Source organism: Williamsia limnetica (assembly GCF_003217475.1).
Classification (GTDB): domain Bacteria; phylum Actinomycetota; class Actinomycetes; order Mycobacteriales; family Mycobacteriaceae; genus Williamsia; species Williamsia limnetica.
In genome coordinates this window covers 71,483-92,622 of record NZ_QJSP01000010.1, presented here as the reverse complement: position 1 = coordinate 92,622, position 21,140 = coordinate 71,483, and the positions used below count along the sequence as shown (strand labels likewise).

Annotated in this window: 22 protein-coding genes; 13 read left to right on the top strand and 9 right to left on the bottom strand. The window is 65.1% G+C overall.

The window, feature by feature from the left end; genetic code table 11:
* Positions 1-71: 71 nt before the first annotated feature.
* The gene (locus tag DFR67_RS31390) at positions 72-977 is read left to right on the top strand and encodes a hypothetical protein (RefSeq protein WP_158539981.1); all 906 of its coding nucleotides are present in this window, start codon (positions 72-74) and stop codon (positions 975-977) included.
* A gap of 3 nt (positions 978-980) precedes the next feature.
* On the opposite strand, the gene DFR67_RS17420 is transcribed toward DFR67_RS31390, so the two are convergent.
* On the bottom strand, positions 981-1,190 hold the full coding sequence (locus DFR67_RS17420) for a hypothetical protein (protein ID WP_110470774.1): 210 nt from the start codon (positions 1,188-1,190) through the stop codon (positions 981-983).
* Between the two features lie 389 nt (positions 1,191-1,579).
* On the opposite strand from DFR67_RS17420, the gene DFR67_RS17415 reads away from it, so the two are divergent.
* Complete coding sequence (locus tag DFR67_RS17415) at positions 1,580-2,104, top strand: excalibur calcium-binding domain-containing protein (protein ID WP_245938012.1); 525 nt, start codon at positions 1,580-1,582, stop codon at positions 2,102-2,104.
* An 85-nt stretch (positions 2,105-2,189) separates the two neighbouring features.
* Here the strand turns inward: DFR67_RS17415 and DFR67_RS17410 are convergent, their stop codons facing one another.
* Together DFR67_RS17410 and DFR67_RS17405 are read right to left on the bottom strand one after the other, a co-directional pair.
* A complete protein-coding gene (locus tag DFR67_RS17410; RefSeq protein WP_110470773.1) occupies positions 2,190-2,882 on the bottom strand; it encodes a response regulator in 693 nt (230 codons plus the stop codon).
* Positions 2,879-4,444, bottom strand: coding sequence for a sensor histidine kinase (locus DFR67_RS17405; protein WP_110470772.1), 1,566 nt, complete (start codon positions 4,442-4,444; stop codon positions 2,879-2,881). The genes DFR67_RS17410 and DFR67_RS17405 overlap by 4 nt, the downstream gene beginning before the upstream one ends.
* Before the next feature lie 105 nt (positions 4,445-4,549).
* Here DFR67_RS17405 and DFR67_RS17400 point away from each other — a divergent pair, with 105 nt between their 5' ends.
* The 8 genes from DFR67_RS17400 to DFR67_RS17365 all read left to right on the top strand — a co-directional run bounded on the left by DFR67_RS17400 (position 4,550) and on the right by DFR67_RS17365 (position 12,298).
* A complete protein-coding gene (locus DFR67_RS17400; RefSeq protein ID WP_110470771.1) occupies positions 4,550-5,944 on the top strand; it encodes a cation:dicarboxylate symporter family transporter in 1,395 nt (464 codons plus the stop codon).
* A gap of 135 nt (positions 5,945-6,079) precedes the next feature.
* The gene (locus DFR67_RS17395; RefSeq protein ID WP_245938011.1) at positions 6,080-6,886 is read left to right on the top strand and encodes a potassium channel family protein; all 807 of its coding nucleotides are present in this window, start codon (positions 6,080-6,082) and stop codon (positions 6,884-6,886) included.
* A 164-nt stretch (positions 6,887-7,050) separates the two neighbouring features.
* The gene (locus DFR67_RS17390; protein ID WP_110470770.1) at positions 7,051-8,568 is read left to right on the top strand and encodes a catalase; all 1,518 of its coding nucleotides are present in this window, start codon (positions 7,051-7,053) and stop codon (positions 8,566-8,568) included.
* 2 nt (positions 8,569-8,570) lie between these two features.
* A complete protein-coding gene (locus tag DFR67_RS17385) occupies positions 8,571-9,284 on the top strand; it encodes an HAD family hydrolase (RefSeq protein WP_245938010.1) in 714 nt (237 codons plus the stop codon).
* A complete protein-coding gene (locus tag DFR67_RS17380; RefSeq protein WP_245938009.1) occupies positions 9,281-9,967 on the top strand; it encodes a glycosyltransferase family 2 protein in 687 nt (228 codons plus the stop codon). The genes DFR67_RS17385 and DFR67_RS17380 overlap by 4 nt, the downstream gene beginning before the upstream one ends.
* The gene (locus DFR67_RS17375) at positions 9,964-10,929 is read left to right on the top strand and encodes an acyl-CoA dehydrogenase family protein (RefSeq protein ID WP_110470769.1); all 966 of its coding nucleotides are present in this window, start codon (positions 9,964-9,966) and stop codon (positions 10,927-10,929) included. Before DFR67_RS17380 ends, DFR67_RS17375 begins: the two co-directional genes overlap by 4 nt.
* Complete coding sequence (locus DFR67_RS17370; protein WP_110470768.1) at positions 10,926-11,696, top strand: PIG-L deacetylase family protein; 771 nt, start codon at positions 10,926-10,928, stop codon at positions 11,694-11,696. Before DFR67_RS17375 ends, DFR67_RS17370 begins: the two co-directional genes overlap by 4 nt.
* Positions 11,697-11,701: 5 nt before the next feature.
* Positions 11,702-12,298 (top strand): class I SAM-dependent DNA methyltransferase, encoded by a 597-nt coding sequence (locus tag DFR67_RS17365; RefSeq protein ID WP_110470767.1) that lies wholly within the window; start codon positions 11,702-11,704, stop codon positions 12,296-12,298.
* A gap of 13 nt (positions 12,299-12,311) precedes the next feature.
* Here the strand turns inward: DFR67_RS17365 and DFR67_RS17360 are convergent, their stop codons facing one another.
* Positions 12,312-13,280 (bottom strand): helix-turn-helix transcriptional regulator, encoded by a 969-nt coding sequence (locus tag DFR67_RS17360; protein ID WP_110470766.1) that lies wholly within the window; start codon positions 13,278-13,280, stop codon positions 12,312-12,314.
* A gap of 97 nt (positions 13,281-13,377) precedes the next feature.
* On the opposite strand from DFR67_RS17360, the gene DFR67_RS17355 reads away from it, so the two are divergent.
* Positions 13,378-14,367, top strand: a complete 990-nt coding sequence (locus DFR67_RS17355; RefSeq protein WP_110470765.1) for an ABC transporter ATP-binding protein — start codon at positions 13,378-13,380, stop codon at positions 14,365-14,367.
* A gap of 70 nt (positions 14,368-14,437) precedes the next feature.
* Positions 14,438-15,205 (top strand): ABC transporter permease, encoded by a 768-nt coding sequence (locus DFR67_RS17350; RefSeq protein ID WP_211325092.1) that lies wholly within the window; start codon positions 14,438-14,440, stop codon positions 15,203-15,205.
* A 76-nt stretch (positions 15,206-15,281) separates the two neighbouring features.
* Here DFR67_RS17350 and DFR67_RS17345 read toward each other — a convergent pair whose 3' ends face one another.
* Both DFR67_RS17345 and DFR67_RS17340 read right to left on the bottom strand, forming a co-directional pair.
* A complete protein-coding gene (locus tag DFR67_RS17345) occupies positions 15,282-16,544 on the bottom strand; it encodes a VWA domain-containing protein (RefSeq protein WP_110470764.1) in 1,263 nt (420 codons plus the stop codon).
* A gap of 47 nt (positions 16,545-16,591) precedes the next feature.
* A complete protein-coding gene (locus DFR67_RS17340; RefSeq protein ID WP_110470763.1) occupies positions 16,592-17,044 on the bottom strand; it encodes a DUF4262 domain-containing protein in 453 nt (150 codons plus the stop codon).
* A gap of 92 nt (positions 17,045-17,136) precedes the next feature.
* Between DFR67_RS17340 and DFR67_RS17335 the strand changes: the two genes are divergently transcribed.
* Positions 17,137-17,823 carry a CPBP family intramembrane glutamic endopeptidase gene (locus DFR67_RS17335; protein ID WP_110470762.1) on the top strand — a complete coding sequence of 229 codons (687 nt, stop codon included), beginning with the start codon at positions 17,137-17,139 and terminating at the stop codon, positions 17,821-17,823.
* On the opposite strand, the gene DFR67_RS17330 is transcribed toward DFR67_RS17335, so the two are convergent.
* The 3 genes from DFR67_RS17330 to DFR67_RS17320 are packed head-to-tail and all read right to left on the bottom strand — an operon-like array spanning position 17,815 to position 21,069.
* Positions 17,815-18,819 carry an isopenicillin N synthase family dioxygenase gene (locus tag DFR67_RS17330; protein ID WP_110470922.1) on the bottom strand — a complete coding sequence of 335 codons (1,005 nt, stop codon included), beginning with the start codon at positions 18,817-18,819 and terminating at the stop codon, positions 17,815-17,817. The two genes, DFR67_RS17335 and DFR67_RS17330, sit on opposite strands and share 9 nt — an antisense overlap.
* A 40-nt stretch (positions 18,820-18,859) precedes the next feature.
* The gene (locus DFR67_RS17325; protein ID WP_110470761.1) at positions 18,860-19,717 is read right to left on the bottom strand and encodes a spermidine synthase; all 858 of its coding nucleotides are present in this window, start codon (positions 19,715-19,717) and stop codon (positions 18,860-18,862) included.
* Between the two features lie 8 nt (positions 19,718-19,725).
* Complete coding sequence (locus DFR67_RS17320) at positions 19,726-21,069, bottom strand: sulfite reductase subunit alpha (protein WP_110470760.1); 1,344 nt, start codon at positions 21,067-21,069, stop codon at positions 19,726-19,728.
* Between the last annotated feature and the right edge of the window lie 71 nt (positions 21,070-21,140).

Sequence of the window (21,140 nt, the reverse complement as noted above, 5' to 3'; positions counted from 1 at the left end):
CGCCGCGGAGGACGCGACCGACGAATGAACACAACAAGCTTCGGAAACTGAGCGTAGCGGCGAGTATCGCCGTGACCACGAGTCTCGGCGTCCTCGCCGCGGGCGCAGTCCCAGCCCAGGCGGCACCAGGTGCGCAGCGGTTCGGCTACGTTCACAAAACCGAATACTTCTGTGTGCCCGCCGATGTGACTGCCATCGACATCACTGCGGTCGGCGGTGCCGGTGGGACCTTTCGGCACACCGGACGGGGTGGCGCCGGTGGGCTCGTCACGGGCACCTTCACCGTTGTACCGAACACTGAATTGGCCATCACGGTCGGCCAATCCGGTCGCGACAGCGGTGGCTTCGGTGATGGGCATGGCGGTGAGCACGGGACGTCTCCCGGAGTGTCGAGTGCCTACTCCGGAGCGGGCGGCGGCGGGTCAACAGCCGTCAAAGGCACCGGTAGAGCGTGCGGAGCGGCGCGCGTCGACGATGGCCCCTATCTGGTCGTCGCCGGTGGTGGTGGCGGTGGGGGAGGTGACTGGAGCTCGAACTCCAAAGGTGGTGCCGGCGGCGCCGGAGGCAATCCCGGTGGTCGAGGAGTCAACGGCGACGGCGTCGACGATCTGATCGGCGTCGGAGGTCACGGTGGATGCGGGGGCGAGCACCCGGGGCGGGGTTGCAACGGCAGCAAGAACGGTGAAAAAGGTTCGGACGCAGGCGGAACCATAGTGGCCGGTGGTGGCGGTGGTGGTGCGGGCGGCGGTTACAACGGCGGTGGCAAAGGCCACGGCGCCAGTGTTGTCGGGGGCGACCCGGGTGGCGGCGGTGGCGGTGGTGCCTCGTACGCGGTGGCCACCGGGGCCAACGTCGAGTACTCCGTCGGATCGGGCGAGAACACCGATGGTTACGTTCAGCTCAGGTGGGGCGGTGCCACAGCTCCCGGATCGGGCGGCAGCAGCGACATCGTCAGCGGATTGTTCGGTAGCAGCTAACCGTCAGGGCCGGCGGTTCAACCGGTACAGCTGCACGCCATTGAGGATGGCCACGATCGGCCAGCACACGATGGACAGCCATACGCTGACATTGCGCTCGCCGTTGGCGATGTCGTAGATCGCCATTGCCGTCAGCAGGACGGCGATGATGGTCGCCAACCAGATGAGGTTTCTGCGCAGCGAGTCGTTGGTGGATGAGTTCGTAGTCGACACCGACTGAATATAACCGGCGCTATCGAAGTGGCCTTATAAACACCGCCAATTGTCGCCGACACCTGAACATCGGAGTTACGAGAATTGGCGATGTAGCACTGGTGTCGTGCGTCATCGAGGAGTGTCTGTACGCGGCCGGGATTCAGTGCCGCTGGCAACGAGGATGTCGGCGCGAGTTTCTTCGATGCCGAATAGTCACCAGTATCGTCCCCGAGAGGCCTGGCCGAGGGCGCATTTCCCTCGGCGCCCCTACCAGGGGACGAATTTGGTGACGAGAATGTGTAACGCTGCGACCACCTGGCGCTATAGGTGTGTGAATCTCGCATCCGGTGGTGAATCTCGCTGGTGGCAGGCGATTTTCGTTACCTCGTGAAAGGTTCTCCTTACCCATGACGCAGCAATTCTCCATGCCCGAAAGCTGGGACCGGCCGTCTTCGGGATCGCCATACCCGCAGCCACCGAAGAAGAAGCGAAAATGGCCCTGGGTGGTCGCCGGGTGCGTGGCGTTGCTGATCATCATCGGCCTCGTGGCACCGGGATCGGAAGAGAAGGAGGAGCCGAAGGCTGTCGTCGAGACGTCGACCATTGCGACGACCACGGCGCCAACGCCGACGTCGACAACCATGAAGACGCCGACCTCGACGACTGTCGTGACGTCAGTGGTCACGTCGATCGTCGAGGTCCCGCCTACCCGCGACGAACCGGGTACCGCGACCCAAACACCTATCCCACTGGTTCCGCAGACGTCCACACCCGTTTATGTTCCGCCGGCGCCTGAGCCTGATCTACCGTCGGCGTCATTCTCGAACTGCACTGAGGCAAAGGCGGCCGGGGTGGCACCGATCTACAAAGGCGAACCTGGTTACAGCACCAGCCTCGACCGTGACCGAGACGGCATCGCCTGCGACAAATAGTCGCCAGGATCGTCCCCGTGAGCACTCACCGAGGGCATACTGCCCTTCGACCCCTCAGAATCGGACGATCTCGGGGCGAACCCGCTCAGCGGCGCCACTGATAGCGGATCTTGGGTCGTCCGGCGTTGCCGTAGTCGGTGTGGCGCAGCAGTGTTCCGTCGTCGGCGAGGCGTTCGAGATAGCGCCAGGCGGTCACCCGCGACACACCGACTACCTTTGCTGCATCGGCAGCGGTGATGCCGTCGACGGCGTCGCGGACCACACGTGCGATTTCATCGGTGGTTGCCGGTGCAGCGCCTTTGGGTGCAGCGGATCGATCTGTGCCGGTACGTAATTCGGCGAAGGCGCGGTCGACCTCGGCCTGGCTGGCCGCATCTGTCCCGGCGGGAAGCGCCTCCCGGTATCGCTGGTAGCGCTCGAGTCGGTCGCGGAACGCCGCGAAGGTGAACGGTTTGAGCAGATAGGCCAGTGCCCCGTTGGCGACTGCGGCCCGAACCACCTCGAGGTCGCGCTCGGAGGTGATGGCGATGATGTCCGGCGCGGGCCGAAGCCCTGACAGCGCGGACGCCAGATCGATACCGCTCGCGTCGGGAAGTCCGATGTCGAGCAGCACCAGGTCGACGGGGGCGTCGCTCGCTGCCGCGCCTGCGGCAACGCGCATCGCTTCCCGGGCGGTATTGACGGTAGCGACCGCGGTGAAACCGGCGATCCTTCCGAGATAGGTATGGTGCGCCTCGGCGATCAATGGTTCGTCTTCGACGATGAGAACGTTGATCACCGGTGCTCCTTACCAACTCTCACGGTCACGACCGAACCGTAGGTCATCTCGGCGGTGAGCGTGCCGTGATGACGATTTACCACCTGTGCGACGAGCGCCAGGCCCAGCCCCCGTCGACCCTGCTCACCTCCGGACTTCGTCGAGTATCCGCGTTGCATGGCCCGGGCGAACTCGTCGGGGTCCATTCCGTGGCCGCTGTCGGCGACCTGGATCAACAGCTCGTCTTTTTCTTGTCGCACAGTCACTTCCACCCAGGGGTCGTCGCGGTCGCAGGCATCGAGGGCGTTGTCGATCAGGTTGCCGACCACGGTGATCAGCTCTTGCCCCGAGAGCGGCACATCTTCGGCATCGGCAGACAGTTCGGTGTCATCGGTGATGGTCAGATTGATACCGCGCTCGTCGGCCTGCGAACTCTTGCCGAGCAGCAGAGCGGCCAAGGCAGGTTCGCCCACTGCCTCCGACATACGGTCGACGAGCCGTTGGGACAGTTCCAGTTCGGTGGTCGCGAACTTCACGGCCTCGTCGCCGCGGCCCATCTCGACCAGGGTGACGATCGTGTGCAGGCGGTTGGCGGATTCATGGGCTTGCGAGCGAAGAGATTCGGCGAACACCTTCATCGAATCGAGCTCGCCGAGTGCTCCCTGCAACTCGGTGCGATCACGGATCGTGACCACTTCGGTGTCGGGAGAACGCTCGCCGGGAACGTGCGACCGGTTGACCACCAGCACGCGGTCGCCGGTCACGTGTACCTCGTCGCGTGCGCCGGGGGAGAAAGAGCGCAGGAAGGGCGGCAAGACGTCCTTGTCGATGTCGCCGTCGGGTAGTGACAGGAGCCGGCGGGCCTCGTCGTTCGCCAACGCGACCCCGCGACGGTCGAGAACGATCAGGCCTTCGGACACAGAGTGCAGGATGGCGTCGTGATGCTCGTACATCACCTGCAGTTCCGTCGGCCCGAGCCCGTGGGTCTGCCGGAGCACTCTGCGCCGGATCGCCCAGATGCCGATCAATGAGACGCCCAACGCTGCGAGGGCGATGAGGATGATCTGCGGGAGTTCGTCGCGCCAGCGCTGGGCGAGTGTCTGCTGCGTGATACCGGCGGACACCAGGCCGATGATCTCACCGGACGACGAGCGGACCGGCGCCACCGCGCGGACAGACGGTCCGAGAGTTCCGGTGTAGACCTCCGTGAATGTCTCGCCCTGCAACGCCGGTTCGATGGTGCCGAGGTAGTCCTGCCCGATGAGGGTCGGGTTCGTGTGGGTGAAGCGGGTGCGGTCGGGCGCCATGATGGTGATGAAGGCGACGCCGGTGTCTTCCCGGACGTCCTCGGTGACCGGTTGCAGAACCGGCGTGGCGGCGCCTGATTCGATCGCGGCGGCGGTCGAGGGCGATTGGGCCAGGGCGCTGGCAATCCCGACCACCTGCTGCCTGGCAGCGGAATCGCCATCACGACGGGCATCGAGCAGGGCCAGGGTGCTGCCGGCGATCACGATCACCGCGACCACGACGAGCTGCAGCACGAACGCCTGACCCGCCAGTGAGCGCGGCACCAACTTCGTCATGAACAACTCCGTCTGAACGAAATGAACTTAAGCGTGACCTGGCTCACTCTGGGTATCACCATTCTTTCAGACCCGTTCCTTCCGCATTCACAAAGGAAGTCGATCATGACTACAGCAGCAGACCGTTCGACAGCCGCGCAGCCGCCGGCTCCAAAGAAGCGTGACCGCACGCACTGGCTCTACATCGCGGTGATCATCGCGGTCGTCGCCGGTGTGATCGTCGGCCTGGTGGCGCCTGGTGTGGGCGAGGACCTCGGTGTGCTCGGCACCATGTTCGTGAGCCTGATCAAGATGATGATCAGCCCGGTGATCTTCTGCACCATCGTGCTCGGGATCGGGTCGGTGCGGGCGGCCGCGACGGTCGGCAAGGTGGGGGGACTCGCCTTCGGCTACTTCTTGCTGATGTCGACGGTCGCGCTCGCCATCGGACTCGTGGTGGGCAACCTGCTCACCCCGGGCAGCGGACTCACGATCGATCCGTCAAAGATGGGCACCGGCGAGGACCTGGCAGACAAGGCCCACGAGGCCGGCGGCACCCTCGACTTCCTGCAGGGGATCATCCCCACCTCGATGTTGTCCGCACTGACCGAGGGCAGCGTGCTGCAGACCCTCTTCATCGCGCTGCTCGTCGGCTTCGCCATCCAGGCCCTGCCCACCAAGAGCGGTGACCCGATCCTGCGGGCGATCGAGCTGATCCAGAAGGTCGTGTTCAAGGTCCTCGGTATGATCCTGTGGCTGGCCCCGATCGGTGCGTTCGGTGCCATCGCCAACGTGGTCGGGCAGACCGGCTGGAGTGCGATCACCGAACTGTTGACGCTGATGCTCGGCTTCTACGTGACCTGCGCGATCTTCGTCTTCGTGATCCTCGGGCTCCTGCTGCGCATCGTCTCGGGAATCTCGATCTTCAAGCTGGTCCGCTACCTGGCCCGCGAATACCTGCTGATCTTCGCCACCTCGTCGTCCGAGTCGGCCCTGCCACGACTGATCGCAAAGATGGAGCACCTCGGCGTCGAGCGCACCACCGTCGGAGTTGTTGTCCCGACCGGTTACTCGTTCAACCTCGACGGCACCGCGATCTACCTGACCATGGCCTCGCTGTTCGTCGCCGAGGCGATGGGCGACCCGCTCTCGCTGAGCGAGCAGATCTCCCTGCTGGTGTTCATGATCGTCGCCTCCAAGGGAGCGGCCGGCGTCAGCGGTGCCGGACTCGCGACCCTCGCCGGCGGCCTGCAGAGCCACCGACCGGAACTGCTCGAGGGCGTCGGACTGATCGTCGGAATCGACCGGTTCATGTCCGAGGCCCGCGCGGTCACCAACTTCTCGGGCAATGCTGTTGCCACCATGCTGGTCGGTTCGTGGACCAAGACAGTCGACATGGACAAGGTCAACGGCGTTCTCGCCGGCAACGACCCGTTCGACGAACTGTCGATGGTCGATGACGGAGACGACCGGTGGGACAAGGTCGAGGTCGACGACAAGAAACCAGTCGCCACGGTCTGACCGAACGCTCCACTGTGCCGTGGATCCCCACCGGATCCGCGGCACAGTGCTGTCCGGGTGTCTGAGTTCACCGATCACCGCCAGATGAGCCCTGGGCTGCGGTGTACTGACGCATCGACAACCGAGGGGAAGACGATGAGCACCGACACCGATCGTGTCTCGCACACGCGGCCGGCGATGACCCAGGAGCGATGGATCGCGCTCACCGAGTGGCCGCTGGCGGCCGTCGGCGTCCTGTTCATCGCGGCCTACGCCGTCGAGGTGCTCGACGAACCGGTAGGCCTCAACGGCCGACTGCTCGACATCACGATCTGGGCTTCCTGGGCGGTGTTCGTCGTCGACTACGTGATCCGGTTGGTCTTGTCGGACAACAGGCCGCGGTGGTTCATCCGGCATCTGCCGGAGTTGCTGATCGTCGCGCTGCCGGTCCTGCGTCCGCTGCGGCTGCTGAGATTGCTCGCGGTGCTGGCGGTGCTACATCGCGTGACCGGACGGGCCATCCGTGGACGAGTGTTGATGTTCACGGTGGTGACCGTCGTCGTCCTGATCTTCGTTGCCTCGCTGGCGATCCTCGACACCGAACGCGACCAGGCCGACGCGACGATCCGAACCTTCGGGGATGCGCTGTGGTGGTCGATCACGACCATCACCACCATCGGGTACGGCGACTATTCGCCGACGACACTGACCGGTAGGTTCATCGCTGTCGGGTTGATGATCGGGGGGATCAGCCTCATCGGCGTGGTCACCGCGACCATCGCGACCTGGATCGTCGAGCGAGTGAACGAAGAAGACGAGGCGAACATGGTGGCGACCCGCAAACAGATCAACGCGCTGCATTCAGAGATCAGGGAATTGCGCGCTGACCTCGCGCGCGAGCCGGGCGTCTCGGCGAGTTCGGACGATTCTGCGGTCCCTGCCGTCGACGGCCGCGCAACGTAGTGGTCGCGCGCGGTTTCGACTCACCCGTCTGGGGGTAAGCCACCTCACGAGTGGCGGCTGTGCCTGACGAGCCCTGAAGGTGCATTGCCGGTACGCCCGCGAGACCGTCGGCCCACTTGCTTCGACCGGCGGTCCCACCTGGACGACGACGGTCGGAGGCCGATATGCCAGATGAGCAGATTTACACCACCACGGACGCCGGAGCGCCTGTATCGAGTGATGAGCATTCGCTGACGGTGGGCGCCGGCGGACCCATTGTGCTGCACGACCACTACCTGATCGAGCAGATGGCCCAGTTCAACCGCGAGCGGATCCCGGAGCGTCAGCCGCACGCCAAGGGCAGCGGAGCCTTCGGTTCGTTCGAGGTGACCGGCGATGTATCCGGTTACACCAGCGCCGCGGTGTTCCAGCCGGGAACCACCACCGAGATGGCGGCGAGATTTTCCACCGTGGCAGGCGAGCGCGGCAGCCCCGACACCTGGCGTGACCCGCGCGGCTTCGCGCTGAAGTTCTACACCACCGAAGGCGTGTACGACATGGTCGGCAACAACACGCCGGTCTTCTTCATCAAGGACCCACTGAAGTTCCAGCACTTCATCCGATCGCAGAAACGACGCGCGGACAACAATCTTCGCGATCACGACATGCAATGGGACTTCTGGAGTCTGTCGCCGGAGTCTGCGCACCAGGTCACCTGGTTGATGGGTGATCGCGGCATCCCGCGCACCTGGCGGCACATGAACGGCTACAGCTCGCACACCTATCTGTGGGTCAATGCCGAGGGCGTCAAACACTGGGTGAAGTACCACTTCATCACCGATCAGGGACACCAGTTCTTCACGCAGGACGAAGCAGACCAGATGGCCTCGGCCGACACCGATTACCACACGCGTGATCTGTTCGAGCACATCGACAAGGGTGAGTTCCCGTCCTGGACCATGAAGGTGCAGTTGATGCCGTTCGACGACGCGGCTGCGTATCGGTTCAATCCCTTTGACCTGACCAAGGTCTGGCCGCACGGCGACTACCCACTCATCGAGGTCGGCAAGATGACGCTCAACGAGAACCCGACCGACCATCACACCCAGATCGAGCAGTTGGCGTTCGAGCCGAACAACCTCGTTCCCGGAATCGGATTGAGCCCGGACCGGATGCTTCTGGCTCGCGGATTCGCGTACTCCGACGCCCATCGCTACCGCATCGGCGTCAACTACAAGCAGATCCCGGTGAACGCGTCGAAGTCGCCGGTACATTCGTACTCGAAAGACGGTGCGATGCGAGTACAGGCCGTCTCCGATCCGGTGTACGCACCGAACTCCAAGGGTGGTCCTGCCGCGACGCAGGCCTTCCAGGTGGACCCTGGCTGGGCTGCCGACGGTCAGATCGTCCGGAGTGCCTATGTCGATCATCCCGAGGACGACGACTTCGGTCAGGCGGGCACCCTCGTGCGGGAAGTGCTCGACGACGGCGAGCGAGAGCGGCTGGTCGACAACATCGTCGGGCACCTGCTCAACGGTGTGAGTGAACCGGTACTCGGGCGGGCCTTCGAGTATTGGAACCGTGTCGATGCCGACCTCGGCAAGAAGATCCAAGAAGGGGTGCGCGCCAAAGCCGACGAGACCGATCCGAAGGCTGCGGATCAGGGGAACCCGGCACGCAGCGGCATGCAGGAGAAGGCATAGGCGTGAGCGATCGGGTCGCAATTCTCTTCGATATTGATGGCACACTTGTCGATTCGGTATATGCCCACGTGATCGCGTGGCGCGACGCCCTGTCCGGAGTGGGACTGACGGTGCCCCTGTGGGAGATTCACCGACGGATCGGAATGGACGGATCGATCCTGATCGACGAACTCCTGCAGATCGCGGGGGTGGACGACAACGCCCCAGGTCGCTCCGACCTCGCGGACTCGGCGTCATCGAAGCACAAGGAGGCCTACCTGGCACGCGGGGACACGCTCGCATTGCTTCCCGGTGCGCGGGAGGTCGTGCGACGGTCGAAGGAACTGGGATTCGTCACGGTCTTGGCGACGTCGGCGCCTGAGGCGGAACTGGCGTTGCTCCGAGACCTGCTCGACGTGGAGGAGCATGTCGACGCTGTGACGTCCGGAGAGGATGTCGACACCGCCAAACCTGATGCGACAGTGGTGAAAATCGCCATCGAGCGCGCCGGCGTCCAGCCTGCGAACGCCATCATGGTGGGCGACGCGACCTGGGACTCGATCGCAGCCACGAAGGCCGGTGCCCGGTCGGTGGCAGTACTGACCGGTGGGATCAGTGGTGATGCGTTGCGTGGCGCCGGTGCCAAGCGCGTATTCCAGGACAGTCTTCATCTCGCACACGATCTCGACGCGACAGTGGAGAGCCTGATCGGTCGGCCCGGACGAGGACCGAGTTGACGGAGAAGGGTCGAAGACCTGACAAGATCGTCGTGGTGGTGCCTGCTCACAATGAGCAGGCACTATTGCCCTCGTGCCTCGATTCGATCAGTGCCGCTGTCGCGGAAACCGCCATCCCCGCTGAGGTGATCGTGGTGCTCGATGACTGCTCAGATGGCACCGCCGCGTGCGTGATGCCGCCGACGACTGCAGTGGTGGCGACTGGCCGATCGGTCGGACAGGCCCGAAAAGTTGGTTTCGAGTCGAGTAGGTGGACCGACGAAACGTGGTTTGCGACCACCGATGCAGACTCGGTGGTCCCCATACATTGGCTCACTGCGCAAATCGAGGCTGTCGCCGGAGGTGCTGATGCGTATGTCGGCACCGTGGTCGGCGACGACTGGGCGCGCTGGCCCGCCGAGGTGGCCGACCGTTTTTCCGCTGCGTATCAGGCGACTGACGGACACCGCCACGTCCACGGCGCCAATCTCGGATTGTGGGCGGACGTGTACTTCGGTGTCGGTGGCTTCGCACTGGTCGACCACGACGAAGACGTCGACCTCGTCAACAGGTTGCGGGTCGCCGGGGTGCCCATCGAGTGGAGTGCACGCGCACCGGTGATCACCTCGACCCGGCCGCACGGACGTCTGTCGGGCGGGTTCGCAGACCACCTGCGTGGACTCGCGGGCGAGGAGGCATCGTGACGCCATCGGCGGCGTACCGGGCCTTGCAGATCGTCGATTCAGACGACATCGTCGCCCCTCTACCGGGTTCCGGCGACACCGCGACCCGCTTCCGTACCTTGGCCGAGCTCACGCGATCCGACATCAGCGTCGGACGGATGGTCGAGGCCCACCTGGACGCCGATGCAATTCTGGTTGAGATCACCGGGTGCAGGGCCGGGCAGGGCGAGTTGTGGGGTGTGTGGGCGGCAGAGCCGCCGACTCACGTCGTCACAGCCCACCGGGACGGCAATCGGTGGAGGCTGCACGGCACCAAGCCATGGTGCTCGGGAGCGGTCGGCTGCACACACGCACTGGTGACCGCCCGCGACGGTGACCGACGCCGACTCTTCTCGGTGGATCTGGCTCAGCACGGGATCCATCCGCAATCGGGCGGTTGGCGGTCTGCGGGCATGTCCGGAACCGACACCGAAGCAGTCGAATTCGAGAACGTGGCTGCGCGGCCGGTCGGTGAACCGGGGGACTACCTGGCGCGTGCGGGATTCTGGCACGGAGGTGTCGGGGTCGCCGCGTGCTGGCTCGGTGGCGCGGCGAAGGTCGCTGACGCGCTGTACAACAGGGCCCGCACCGGGGGCGACGACATCCTCATGATGCACCTCGGCGCCGTCGACGCTCTGCTGGCCGACGGCTGGTCGCAGCTGGTCTACGCCGCCGACGCCATCGACAAGGCTCCACGCGAGGAGGCTGCGGCGCGGCGCCGGGCGTTGCGCGTGCGGTGGGCGATCGAACAGATCGCGACGGCGGTGATCGACCGGGTGAACAGGGCGCTGGGACCGGCGCCTCTCGTGCACTCTGGAGAACACGCGCAGGCGGTTGCCGACCTCGCGGTGTACATCAGGCAGTCCCACGCCGACAACGATCTGATGGCGCTGGGCCGACTCGTGGCGGGCGACACGCCCGACTTCTTCGGAGACCGATCATGACGAGTACGGAACGATTCGAGGCGTCACCCGTGGCTGACCGCGGAACCGACGAAACACAATGGCAGCAGTGGTTTTCAGTCTGCGGTGATCTCCCGAGGCTCGAGATCGACGTCGAACGCCTGGTGGTGCTCGCGGCGCACCCGGACGATGAGATCCTCGGTGCGGCAGGCGTGATGATCGCCGCCGCGGCTGCCGGCGTCGACGTGGTCACCGTGTGCCTGTCCGATGGCTCTGGGTCGCATCCCGGATCGCCGACCCACTCACCGCACGATCTGGCGGCGATCAGGCGCGCGGAGCTGGACGCGGCCACCGACATCCTGGGTTTGGAACGTTCGGTCTGGGGCGGGCTCCCCGACGGTGCGCTCTCCACTGCGGATGCCGCGATGACACGCATCGTCGAAGCTGTTCTCGATGAGCGAACCGACACGGTCACAGGTGTGTTGTCGGTCTGGGAAGACGACGGCCATCCTGATCATGAAGCGGTGGGCCGATGCGCGTCGCGGATCACCGCCGAGCGCGGGATGATGCTGTGGCAGTATCCGATATGGATGTGGCACTGGGCGATTCCGGGCGAGGAGACGATCGCCTGGGACGCACTGCGGGCGCACGGTCTCGACGATGCGGCATTGGCAACGAAGAAGGCGGCAGTGCAAGCGTTCTCCTCCCAGATACATCCCTTGTCCGAGGCCGATGCCGATCAGGTCGTACTGCCGCCACACGTGCTCGAACGGCTGCTGCGTCGCGACGAATACGTGTTCGTGCGGTGACACCCATGGAGGAGAGTTACTTTCATGAGATGTATCGCGACAGCGACGATCCCTGGGGTTTCACCAGCCGCTGGTACGAGCAGCGCAAATATCAGGTGACCATGGCGGCGCTCTCGGCACCCCGATATCGCAGGGCGTTCGAGGCGGGCTGTTCGATAGGCGTACTCAGTGAGCAGTTGGCAAGCCGATGCGAGCAGCTGCTCGCTGTCGACCTCAGCGACAAGGCGGTCCAGATCGCGGCCGAGCGGTTGAAAACTGCAGGTGGGCAAGCCATTGCCGAAACCCGTGACTTCGTCGCCGACTGGCCGCCGGGTTCTTTCGACCTGATAGTCCTCAGCGAGGTCCTCTACTATCTCGACCACGCGCAACTCGACGCGGTCATCGCACATGCGTCGGCTGCCTTGACCGACGACGGCGAGCTGATAGCGGTTCACTGGCGATGGCCGGTCGAGGAGTACCCGCAGACCGGAGACCAGGTCCATGACCGACTGCGAGACTCCGACCTGGTCCACACCGCCGGATACCTCGACACCGATTTCCGTCTGGACGTCTTCGCACGGGTGGCCCGGCAGTCCGTGGCGCAGCGAGAGCACCTCGTCTGACCCTTGCGTATGGTCAGGCGTTGCGGTAGCGGTCGGCGATCTGCAGGTGATGGTCGGCCAAACCGGTGCACTCCTCGCGGAGCTCGACGGGGCTGATCACGGTGAAGTCGGCGTCGAACGCGTAGAGCCACCGCGCTATTGCGCTCACGGATTGTCCGAACAGTGACACCTCGCAACTGTTCGCGTCACCGGTCTCGACCACACCCCAATCCGCGTCGACCATCTCGGCGACCCGCTCGAGCGGGCTGTGGATCTCGACGCGCGCCGTGGCCTGCCGGTACACCGACCCCAAGCTCCGGGCAATGTACGCGGCAGCACCGCCTTCGGGCAGATCTCGTGGGACGAACCGAGGGCCGGTCGGGATCTTCGGGGTCAACCGGTCGACGCGAAACGACCGCCAGTCGTCCCGGCTGAGATCCCACGCGAGCAGATACCACCGTAAACCACTGCGTACCAATCGATATGGTTCGACCTCCCGGCGACTCGCAGCGCCGTCGCGGGCCAGGTAGTCGAAGCGAAGGCGTTCGTGGCGGTGACATACCGCCGCGACGTCGGACAGCACGGCAGCCTCGACCTGTGAGATCGGTGCCCGGGTCGGGGTGGCATCGACCTGGAGTGAGTCGAGCCGGTGCCGCAGCCGCGACGGCATCACCTGGCGGAGTTTCGACATGGCCCGGACCGACGCCTCGTCGAGTCCGGCCACCGAGCCGGTGGCGCCCGCGCCCAGCCCGAGCGCCACGGCCAGTACTTCCTGGTCGTCGAGCAGCAGCGGCGGCATCTCGGCGCCTGCGCCCAGCTGGTACCCGCCACCGACGCCGACACTGGCCTCGACCGGGTAACCGAGCTCGCGTAATCGGTCGATGTCTCGGCGCACCGTTCGAGTGGTGATGTCCAGTCGCTCCGCCAGATCTGCGCCTGACCAGTCTTTACGGGTTTGCAGCAGGCTCAGGAGCCGAAGCAGTCGCGCTGAGGTGTCCAACATGTTTTCAACAATGCCAGAGATTGAGGACCGTTTCTGTCCTCGATCCGTCATAGCTTCATGTCGACGCATTTCACGGGCACCACATCGGAGGGAAATCATGACGATTACATCCAGCAGCACCGCACCGGCCATCGAGGTAGCGGGGCTGACCAAGACCTTCAAGCAAGGCAAGAACACCGTCGAGGCCGTCAAGGGCATCGACCTCGCGGTGGCGGAAGGGGAGCTGGTGGCCTTCCTCGGACCGAACGGCGCCGGTAAGTCGACGACGCTGCGGATGATCACCACGCTGCTCCGGCCCACCTCAGGGTCAGCGTGGCTGGCCGGCCACAACATCGCAGAGGATCCTGATGCAGTCCGGCGCAAGATCGGCTACGTCGGCCAGGGCAACGGCGGAGGGAACAACCAGCGCGTCCGTGAGGAATTGGTGACCCAGGGTCTGTGCTACGGCATCAAGAAGTCCGAAAGTTCGCGTCGCGCGGACGAACTCATCGCAGCGCTCGATCTGACGGGGATGGAGAGCCGCAAGGTCAGCACCCTCTCCGGTGGGCAACGTCGTCGCCTCGACATCGCGCTGGGCATCGTGCACCGGCCAACGGTGATCTTTCTCGACGAACCGACCACGGGCATGGACCCGCAGAGCCGGGCCAACCTGTGGGCCCATATCCAGCGGTTGCGCGCCGAGACGGGCGCGACGATCGTCCTCACCACCCACTATCTCGACGAGGCCGACGCGATGGCCGAACGCGTGGTGGTGATCGACAAGGGCACCGTGATCGCGGACGACTCCGCGGCTGCGTTGAAGGACAACCTGGCAGGCGATCGTGTCGAACTGTCCGTCGGCTCGGTCTCCGACGCCGACGAACTGGTGCGTCTGGTCGCAGGTCTCGAAAATGTCCACGGAGCAGAGGTCACCGGCACTTTGGTGGATCTGCAGGTCGCCGGCGCCGATGTCATGTTGCCGCGCCTGATCACGGCGGCCGCCGAACGAGGTATCACCGTCACTGCGGCGCGCTCGTCGCGCCCGACCCTCGACGACGTCTTCCTCACCCTCACCGGTCGCAGTCTGCGCGAAACCGCGGCGGCCTGAAGTCCTTCGAGATCACACCCCCGAGATCGCACCCCCCGAGACCAAACCCACGAGAGTGAAGGAAAACCCCATGCTGACCACCATTGTTCGAGACAGCTCCATAGTCATGGTCCGCGAACTGCGGCCCACCATCCGTGATCCGTTCACCGTCATATTCTCGCTCGTCCAACCGCTGATCCTGCTGGCGCTGTTCGGTCCACTGCTCAAAGATGTCCCTGGTGCCGGTGATTCAGGCAATGTATGGAACTGGTTCATCCCCGGCGTGCTTGCCATGATCGCGATCTTCGGGACCTCGATGACGGGTGCGAACCTGCTTGACGAGATGCATACCGGGTCGCATGAACGGATGTTGGTCACGCCGCTGCGCCGCAGTTCCCTGTTGCTCGGTCGGGCGCTGAAGGAAATGGTGCCGTTGGCGGCGCAAGCGGTGATAATTTTGCTCATCGGGTTACCGTTGGGCTTCGACATCGATCTCGGTGGCGCGGCGATCGGGATCGTCATCCTCGGAGTGTTCGGGATCGGCCTCGGTGCGTTGTCCTACAGCCTGGCATTGGCCGTCCGCGAACAGGATTGGGTGTTCTGGACCGTTCAGCAAACGCTGATGTTCCCGCTGCTGATCCTGTCCGGCACGATGCTGCCGCTCGGTGATGCACCGCGGTGGATGCAGTTCCTCGTCGACATCAACCCGCTGCACTACGTCGTCGAAGCCGAACGAGTCCTGTTCGTCGGGGACTTCGACGTCCAGACGGTGATGAGCGGTGTGCTCGCTGCAGCCCTGATGGCATGCGGCGGACTCGCAGTCGGTGTCCGAGCTATGGGCAAGGCCTCCCGCGCCTGACCCGAAACCCCGATCTTGGGGCCTTTTGGCGAAGCCCACCTGGGCGTTTGTTCGCCAAAAGGCCCCAAAATCGGGGTCAGGGGAGGATGTTGGCGCGTGTGGCCGCGGCGAGCCAGTCCGGGAACTCGGAGAGCAGCCGCTTGTACAGTTCGTCGTCGGATACCTTGTCGATGTCGTCGAGAGCGAAGAATCCGGCGTTGTCGACGGTGCGGCCCTCCATCTCGTCGAGTTGTTCGAGCACACCGTAATTGGCCTTGCCGATGCCGACGAACTGCCAGAAGACCGGTGCCGCCGACGCGGCCCGCATCAGCTGTCCGATCGGACCCTTCTTTCGGAAGCCCCCGTCGGTGAAGAACAGCACCAACACCGGCCGGCCGGGGACCACGGAGCTGAGGATCTCGTTCATGATCGGCAGCTCGTCGTTCGACTGCCCGATCGCGTCGTAGTCGATGCCGCGGTGCGTGCCGGTGAGATGCAAGAACTCCTCGGTCCACGACTCGACGTTCTCGACGCTGATGTCGGGCACCCGCGCGAAACCTCGGGCGTACATGTACGGCTCGAGCTGACCGTCGTCGTCGATCTGGGTTGCGACAGCGAGCATGCGCTCGACCACCCGATGCACCACCTTGCCCCGGTACTGGGCGGTCATGCTGCCGGTCTTGTCGATGACGATGATCACCCGGGCCCGTACTCCGGTCGCGTTCTTGCTCAGCAGGACCTTGTGGACCTCACGCTTGCGCATGTCGAGCTTTTGTCGCTTCTCGAAGGAGAGCTTCTCTTCTCCGGCAACAGTTCTCACTGCCGGCTCCGATGACGCCGTGCCCGCCGTGGCGGGAGCTGGTTCGTCGTCGACGCTGACACCGTGCTCGCGCACCAAGTCTGCGAACCCCCGATCCCATCCTGCGCTGACGTTGCGGACCTTCCATTGACCGCCGCGCCGGTATATCTCGCCGAGCACCGCGGCCCGCTCGGTCGTCAGACCACTGACCGGCAACTCCACATCGACGCCGGCACCGCTGATCGTCGAACCCAGCCCCGGCAGGGCAGCCAATGTCGAGGTGAAGCCCTCGTCGCAGGCGACCGCGAACGCGATGGTGTCGACGTCCGTGGGGACTCGCGCGAGATCCACAGTCAACGTGGTCCCTGCGGACAGGACCACACCACCTTCAGGGGACCTCGGCTGATTGAAGAAGATGAAGTCGGCATCGGTGCGAGTTCTCCGATTGTCCGCCAGCTGAAACGCCATCACGTCCACCGAACCGGGCGCAGCGCCCGAGACGGCGACGCTGAGCAGACCGGTGGGGATCGTGGTGTTGGCGCCACGCGAAAGAGAGACCATCGCCCCATTATCTATCGGGGATCCGGAGCCACACCGACATGTGTCATTCAGGCGGCAGGCAGACCCGCGAGCGGTTGCACGGTCTTCGCGATGCCGTACCCCGCACTCCACGGGTATTGACCGGCAGCATCGGGCCACACCAGCTGCCACGCCGACACCGAGCCGTACACCGATGTGGCAACCCGCAGATCCGAGGTGGTCAGGGCATCGATGACCATCAGATCCCGATCGCCGTCGATGAACCCGGACAGGAGTTCGCCCTCGACGAGGCGGCCCCCGCCACGCGCGATCCGGTGGCCGACCGTGTTGAGAATCGATCCGGCCACGCCGGGCTCGAGACCATAGATGATGAGCTCGGGATGGCCGAGCGAGGTCAGCCCGGTGGTGTAGGCGAACGACGGGAACCCGGCCCGCTGCGCGGCACGGACGGCGGTGACCGTCCAGTAGCGCTTGGCAATCGCCCGATGTGCGAACTCGACGGGATCGGACTGTGTGCGCATGGTGCCCCCTTGTGGCTGGTGGTGCAGAAATCGATTGTGGCGAGAGGCTAGCGCGAGGCACCGACACGCTCCCGGCCCGATAAAGTTCGTGGATGCGCGACGTGGCGGTGGTGGTCGGACTACTGGCGCTGATCAACGTGCTGGCCCACTTCACCGTGGAGCACGCGATCTCGGTCGCGGTACCGCTCGGCGCCCTGGTAGCGCTGCTGTACGTGCGCCGACGCGGGTTCTCTTGGAAAGAACTCGGTCTCGCCCGCAGCCAGCACCGCCGGGGTGTGCGATACGCGGCGGTGATCCTCGTGCCGGTGGTGGTCATGGCGATAGGCGGTGCACTGCTGCCGCTGACCAGATCGCTGTATCTCTCAGACCGCTACGACAGCGTCTCCGTGGCGTTGTGGGGTGCCCTGGTGATCATCCCGCTGCAAACGGTGATCCCGGAAGAATTGCTGTTCCGCGGCGTCCTCAACGCTTCGCTCGTCCGCGTCGCCTCGGTACGGGTGGTCTACCTCGTCGGCGCCGGGCTGTTCGGGCTGTGGCACGTGGCATCGTCCACCGGGCTCACCGCCGGGAACAGTGGTCTGACCGACCTGCTCGGCGCAGGGATCGTGGCCCAGATCGCCGGGATCGCCGGTGCGGTGGTGGTGACTGGCGCGTCCGGGCTGCTGTTCATCTGGCTCAGGCGGCGCAGCGACAGCCTGCTCGCCCCGATGGCGCTGCACTGGGCGGTCAACGCGAGCGGGGCGCTGGCCGCCGCACTCGCGTGGCAACTCTCAGGCTGAGGAGTTCTCCGCGCGGGCTTTCGCCTCGGCCGGATACCACCGTGCGAACACGTCGGGGTGCGCGCGGGTCCGGCTCTTCCACGTGTTCTCGCCGTACGTCGTGAACAGCGGATTGGCCGGGTCCTGTTCGACTCCACGGGCTTTGTCCGCCAGCGCCCTCGGTAGCTCGATGGTGGGGATCACCGCGTCGAGGGCCGGGCTGTAGAAGTACGGGATCGACAGACGTTCGGCCGCGCCCGGCGGGGTGAGCACCCGGTGGCGGGTCGCCCGGAGGTAGCCGCCGGTGGCGACTTCGAGCATCTCACCGACATTGACGACGAATGCGCCCGCGCGCGGTGGGGCGTCGATCCAGCTGCCGTCCGTGGCCTCCACCTGCAGACCCGCCGAACCGGGTTCGAGGAGCAGCAACGTCAGGACGCCCGAATCCTTGTGTGCTCCAACGCCTTGATCGCCGGCGACCGCGGCCTCCGGCCGGGCGGGATAGCGAACGAGTTTGATCAGGGTCGCCGGGAGCTCGGCGAACGCATTGTCGAAGATGTGCCGGTCGGCACCGAGACCTGCTGCCCAGTTCTGCAGCAACCGCAGGGAGACGTCGGCGAGCGCATCACTGTATTCGTTGACCGCAGTGCGCAATTCGGGGAGCGCTGTGGGCCACTGATTGGGTCCCTGTAGGCGCAGGTACCCGTCTGCGCCGGGGACGGGTTGGCGTTCGGGCCCGATGTCGATCTGCTCGCGCCAGTCGACCTGACCGTTGGTGAACTCACCGCCGAGCCTGTTGTATCCCCGGAAATGCGGGCTGTTGATCATGGCAACCGAGAGCTTGTCGGCCTCGGGTAGCGCGAAGAACGCCCGGGCCGCGGCCTGGACCTGCGAGATCAGATGCTCGTCGATGCCGTGGCCGACGAGGTAGAAGAACCCGACCTCGTGCGTGATGTCACGAAGGCGTGCCCGGCCCTCTGCGGTGGCCAGCTCAGCGAGGTCTATCACGGGAAGCACGGTTTTCACCCTAGTCACTCACCCCGGTCGTCGCCCGGGGTCAGTCCCGCAGGACCTTGGCCGACGCCGCGAAACTGCGCACCTTGGGATCGAGCCAGACCTGAGCCGGGACTCCACCGAGGAGATTGCGCGTGAGCGTGGGGGAGTCGCCGAACGGCACGTCACTGCCTGCGATGACAATGTTGCCGTAGCGACGTCCCTTCAGCATGGCGGGATCGGCGATGACGGTCAGCTGCTCGAAGACCGCGCCGAGGGTGGCGGCTTCGGCGCGGGCCAGCGAGAGATCGCGGGTGTCCCCGCAATTGATCACGTAGATGCCGCCGGGCGCGAGAACCCTGCGGACCTGCTGGGTGAACTCGATAGTGGTCAGCGCCTGGGGGGTGCGGGTTCCGGCGAAGACGTCGCGGATGATCAGGTCACGCGTGGAATCGGTCAGCGACTCGGTGACGGCGCGGGCGTCGCCGACCCGGAGCCTCAGCAGCGGGGCCCGCGGCAGGTCGAACCACTCACGGACGAGTTCGGTCAGCCGCTGGTCGATGTCGACCGCGACCTGCCGGGCGTCGGGGTAGGTCGCCGCGATGTACCGGGCCAATGTGCATGCTCCGGCACCGAGATGCAGGGCACGCAACCGGGCATCCGATTGCCAATGCTCTTTCGCGAGTTCGGCAATCCACTGCATGTACTCGAAATCGAGTTGGGCCGGGTCCGCCAAGTTGATGTGCGAACTCTGAGCCCCGTTGACGGTGATTATCCAGCCATCGGTGAGATGGTCGCGGATCAGCTCACAGATGCCGGTGTCGATCGGATAGGTGCCGGCCACCGGGCCGGCGGCGTCGCTGCCGGAGCCGCGGGTGCGCGAAGCCTTACGTGCCCCTTGATTCTTTCGTGAACTGGCCACCGGCGAACTCAGTACACGTCGCGCAGATAACGCTTTTCGCGTTTGAGAGTGTTCACATAGTCCTCCGCGGCTTCCTCGCCGAGGCCGCCGTGTTCGGCGATCACGTCGTGAAGCGCGGAATCGACGTCCCGCGCCATCTGCGCGGCGTCACCGCACACGTAGAAGTAGGCGCCGCCCTCGATCCAGCGGAACAACTCTTCGCCGTGCTCGCGCATCCGGTCCTGCACGTAGATCTTCTGTTCCTGATCGCGCGAGAACGCGAGGTCGAGGCGATGCAGGACGCCGTCGCGCTGAAACTGCACCAGTTCGTCCTCGTACATGAAATCTGTTGCACGGTACTGATCTCCGAAGAACAACCAGTTGGTACCGGTGGCCTTGCGGGCTTTGCGTTCGTAGAGAAAAGAACGGAACGGCGCGATTCCGGTGCCCGGGCCGACCATGATGACCGGAGCGGCATCGTCCGCAGGCAGGCGGAACGAGCGGTTCTTGGACAGGAACACACCCGCGGTGTTGCCTGCGCCGACCCGGTCGGCGAGATACGTCGAACACTGTCCGCGTCGGTCGCGTTGGGCGGAACGATGCCTGACCGCGGCGACCGTCAGGTGCACCATGCCCTGATGTGTGAGGGGCGACGACGAGATCGAGTAGACGCGATGTGCCAGCGGCCGCAACAACTCGAGGAGTTGGGACGCGGTCATCTCGAGATTCGGATCGAGGTCGAGCAGGTCGAGGACATCTTTGCCCCACAGCCAGCCCTCGAGCGCTTCGCGCTCCTCGGTGGAGAGCACGTGCACCAACTCCGCGTCGCCGGTGCGGTCGGCCACGTGATCGATGAGCTCGCGCGTCGGTAGCGAGATCTCGTAGTCGTAGGTCAGCAGATCGAGCAGTGTCGACTCGCCGGTGCGGGTGGTGATCGACTCCTCGGGATCGGCGCCGATCCGGGCGATCAGAGCTGCGACGAGATCAGGATCGTTGACCGGGCGGATACCCAGCCCGTCGCCCGCCTCGTAGTCGATGGCGCTGTCGCCGAGGTCGAACACCACGTGCCGGACGTCTTTGCCCGATTGGGCGCCACGCAACGGCCGGTTGGCTACGAGCTTGGCGGGATAGGGATTCTTCCGGGTCCACGGCGATCGTTTCGGCTTGTCCGAGACGCCGGGGGACTCGTCGGCCGGCGCGACCTCCGGAGCAGCTACTGTGTCGAGTTCGCGGAGTGCCTCGAGCGCGGTGGCCAACACATCGTCGCGGTTGGCCCCGGCAGCGGCCGAGTCGAACCCTGCCAGAAATCCCGACAGCCACAACCGCTGGTCCCCGGTGTACTGGGCGTCACCGGGCAGATTGGAAGTTTTCATATGCCTGCCATTGTTCTCGATGTGTTCGCCCGCATCTGCAGTGGGCCGGGCACCGCTGCGACGTTGAAGCG

Coding starts and splice junctions, on each gene's coding strand:
- DFR67_RS17405 (WP_110470772.1), bottom strand. CDS start 4,444: ATGACGAAGTTGGTGCCGCGCTCACTGGCGGGTCAGGCGTTCGTGCTG.
- DFR67_RS17340 (WP_110470763.1), bottom strand. CDS start 17,044: ATGCGCACACAGTCCGATCCCGTCGAGTTCGCACATCGGGCGATTGCC.
- DFR67_RS17400 (WP_110470771.1), top strand. CDS start 4,550: ATGACTACAGCAGCAGACCGTTCGACAGCCGCGCAGCCGCCGGCTCCA.
- DFR67_RS17345 (WP_110470764.1), bottom strand. CDS start 16,544: ATGGTCTCTCTTTCGCGTGGCGCCAACACCACGATCCCCACCGGTCTG.
- DFR67_RS17370 (WP_110470768.1), top strand. CDS start 10,926: ATGACGAGTACGGAACGATTCGAGGCGTCACCCGTGGCTGACCGCGGA.
- DFR67_RS17365 (WP_110470767.1), top strand. CDS start 11,702: ATGGAGGAGAGTTACTTTCATGAGATGTATCGCGACAGCGACGATCCC.
- DFR67_RS17415 (WP_245938012.1), top strand. CDS start 1,580: ATGACGCAGCAATTCTCCATGCCCGAAAGCTGGGACCGGCCGTCTTCG.
- DFR67_RS17390 (WP_110470770.1), top strand. CDS start 7,051: ATGCCAGATGAGCAGATTTACACCACCACGGACGCCGGAGCGCCTGTA.
- DFR67_RS17350 (WP_211325092.1), top strand. CDS start 14,438: ATGCTGACCACCATTGTTCGAGACAGCTCCATAGTCATGGTCCGCGAA.
- DFR67_RS17355 (WP_110470765.1), top strand. CDS start 13,378: ATGACGATTACATCCAGCAGCACCGCACCGGCCATCGAGGTAGCGGGG.
- DFR67_RS17335 (WP_110470762.1), top strand. CDS start 17,137: ATGCGCGACGTGGCGGTGGTGGTCGGACTACTGGCGCTGATCAACGTG.
- DFR67_RS17395 (WP_245938011.1), top strand. CDS start 6,080: ATGAGCACCGACACCGATCGTGTCTCGCACACGCGGCCGGCGATGACC.
- DFR67_RS17320 (WP_110470760.1), bottom strand. CDS start 21,069: ATGAAAACTTCCAATCTGCCCGGTGACGCCCAGTACACCGGGGACCAG.
- DFR67_RS17360 (WP_110470766.1), bottom strand. CDS start 13,280: ATGTTGGACACCTCAGCGCGACTGCTTCGGCTCCTGAGCCTGCTGCAA.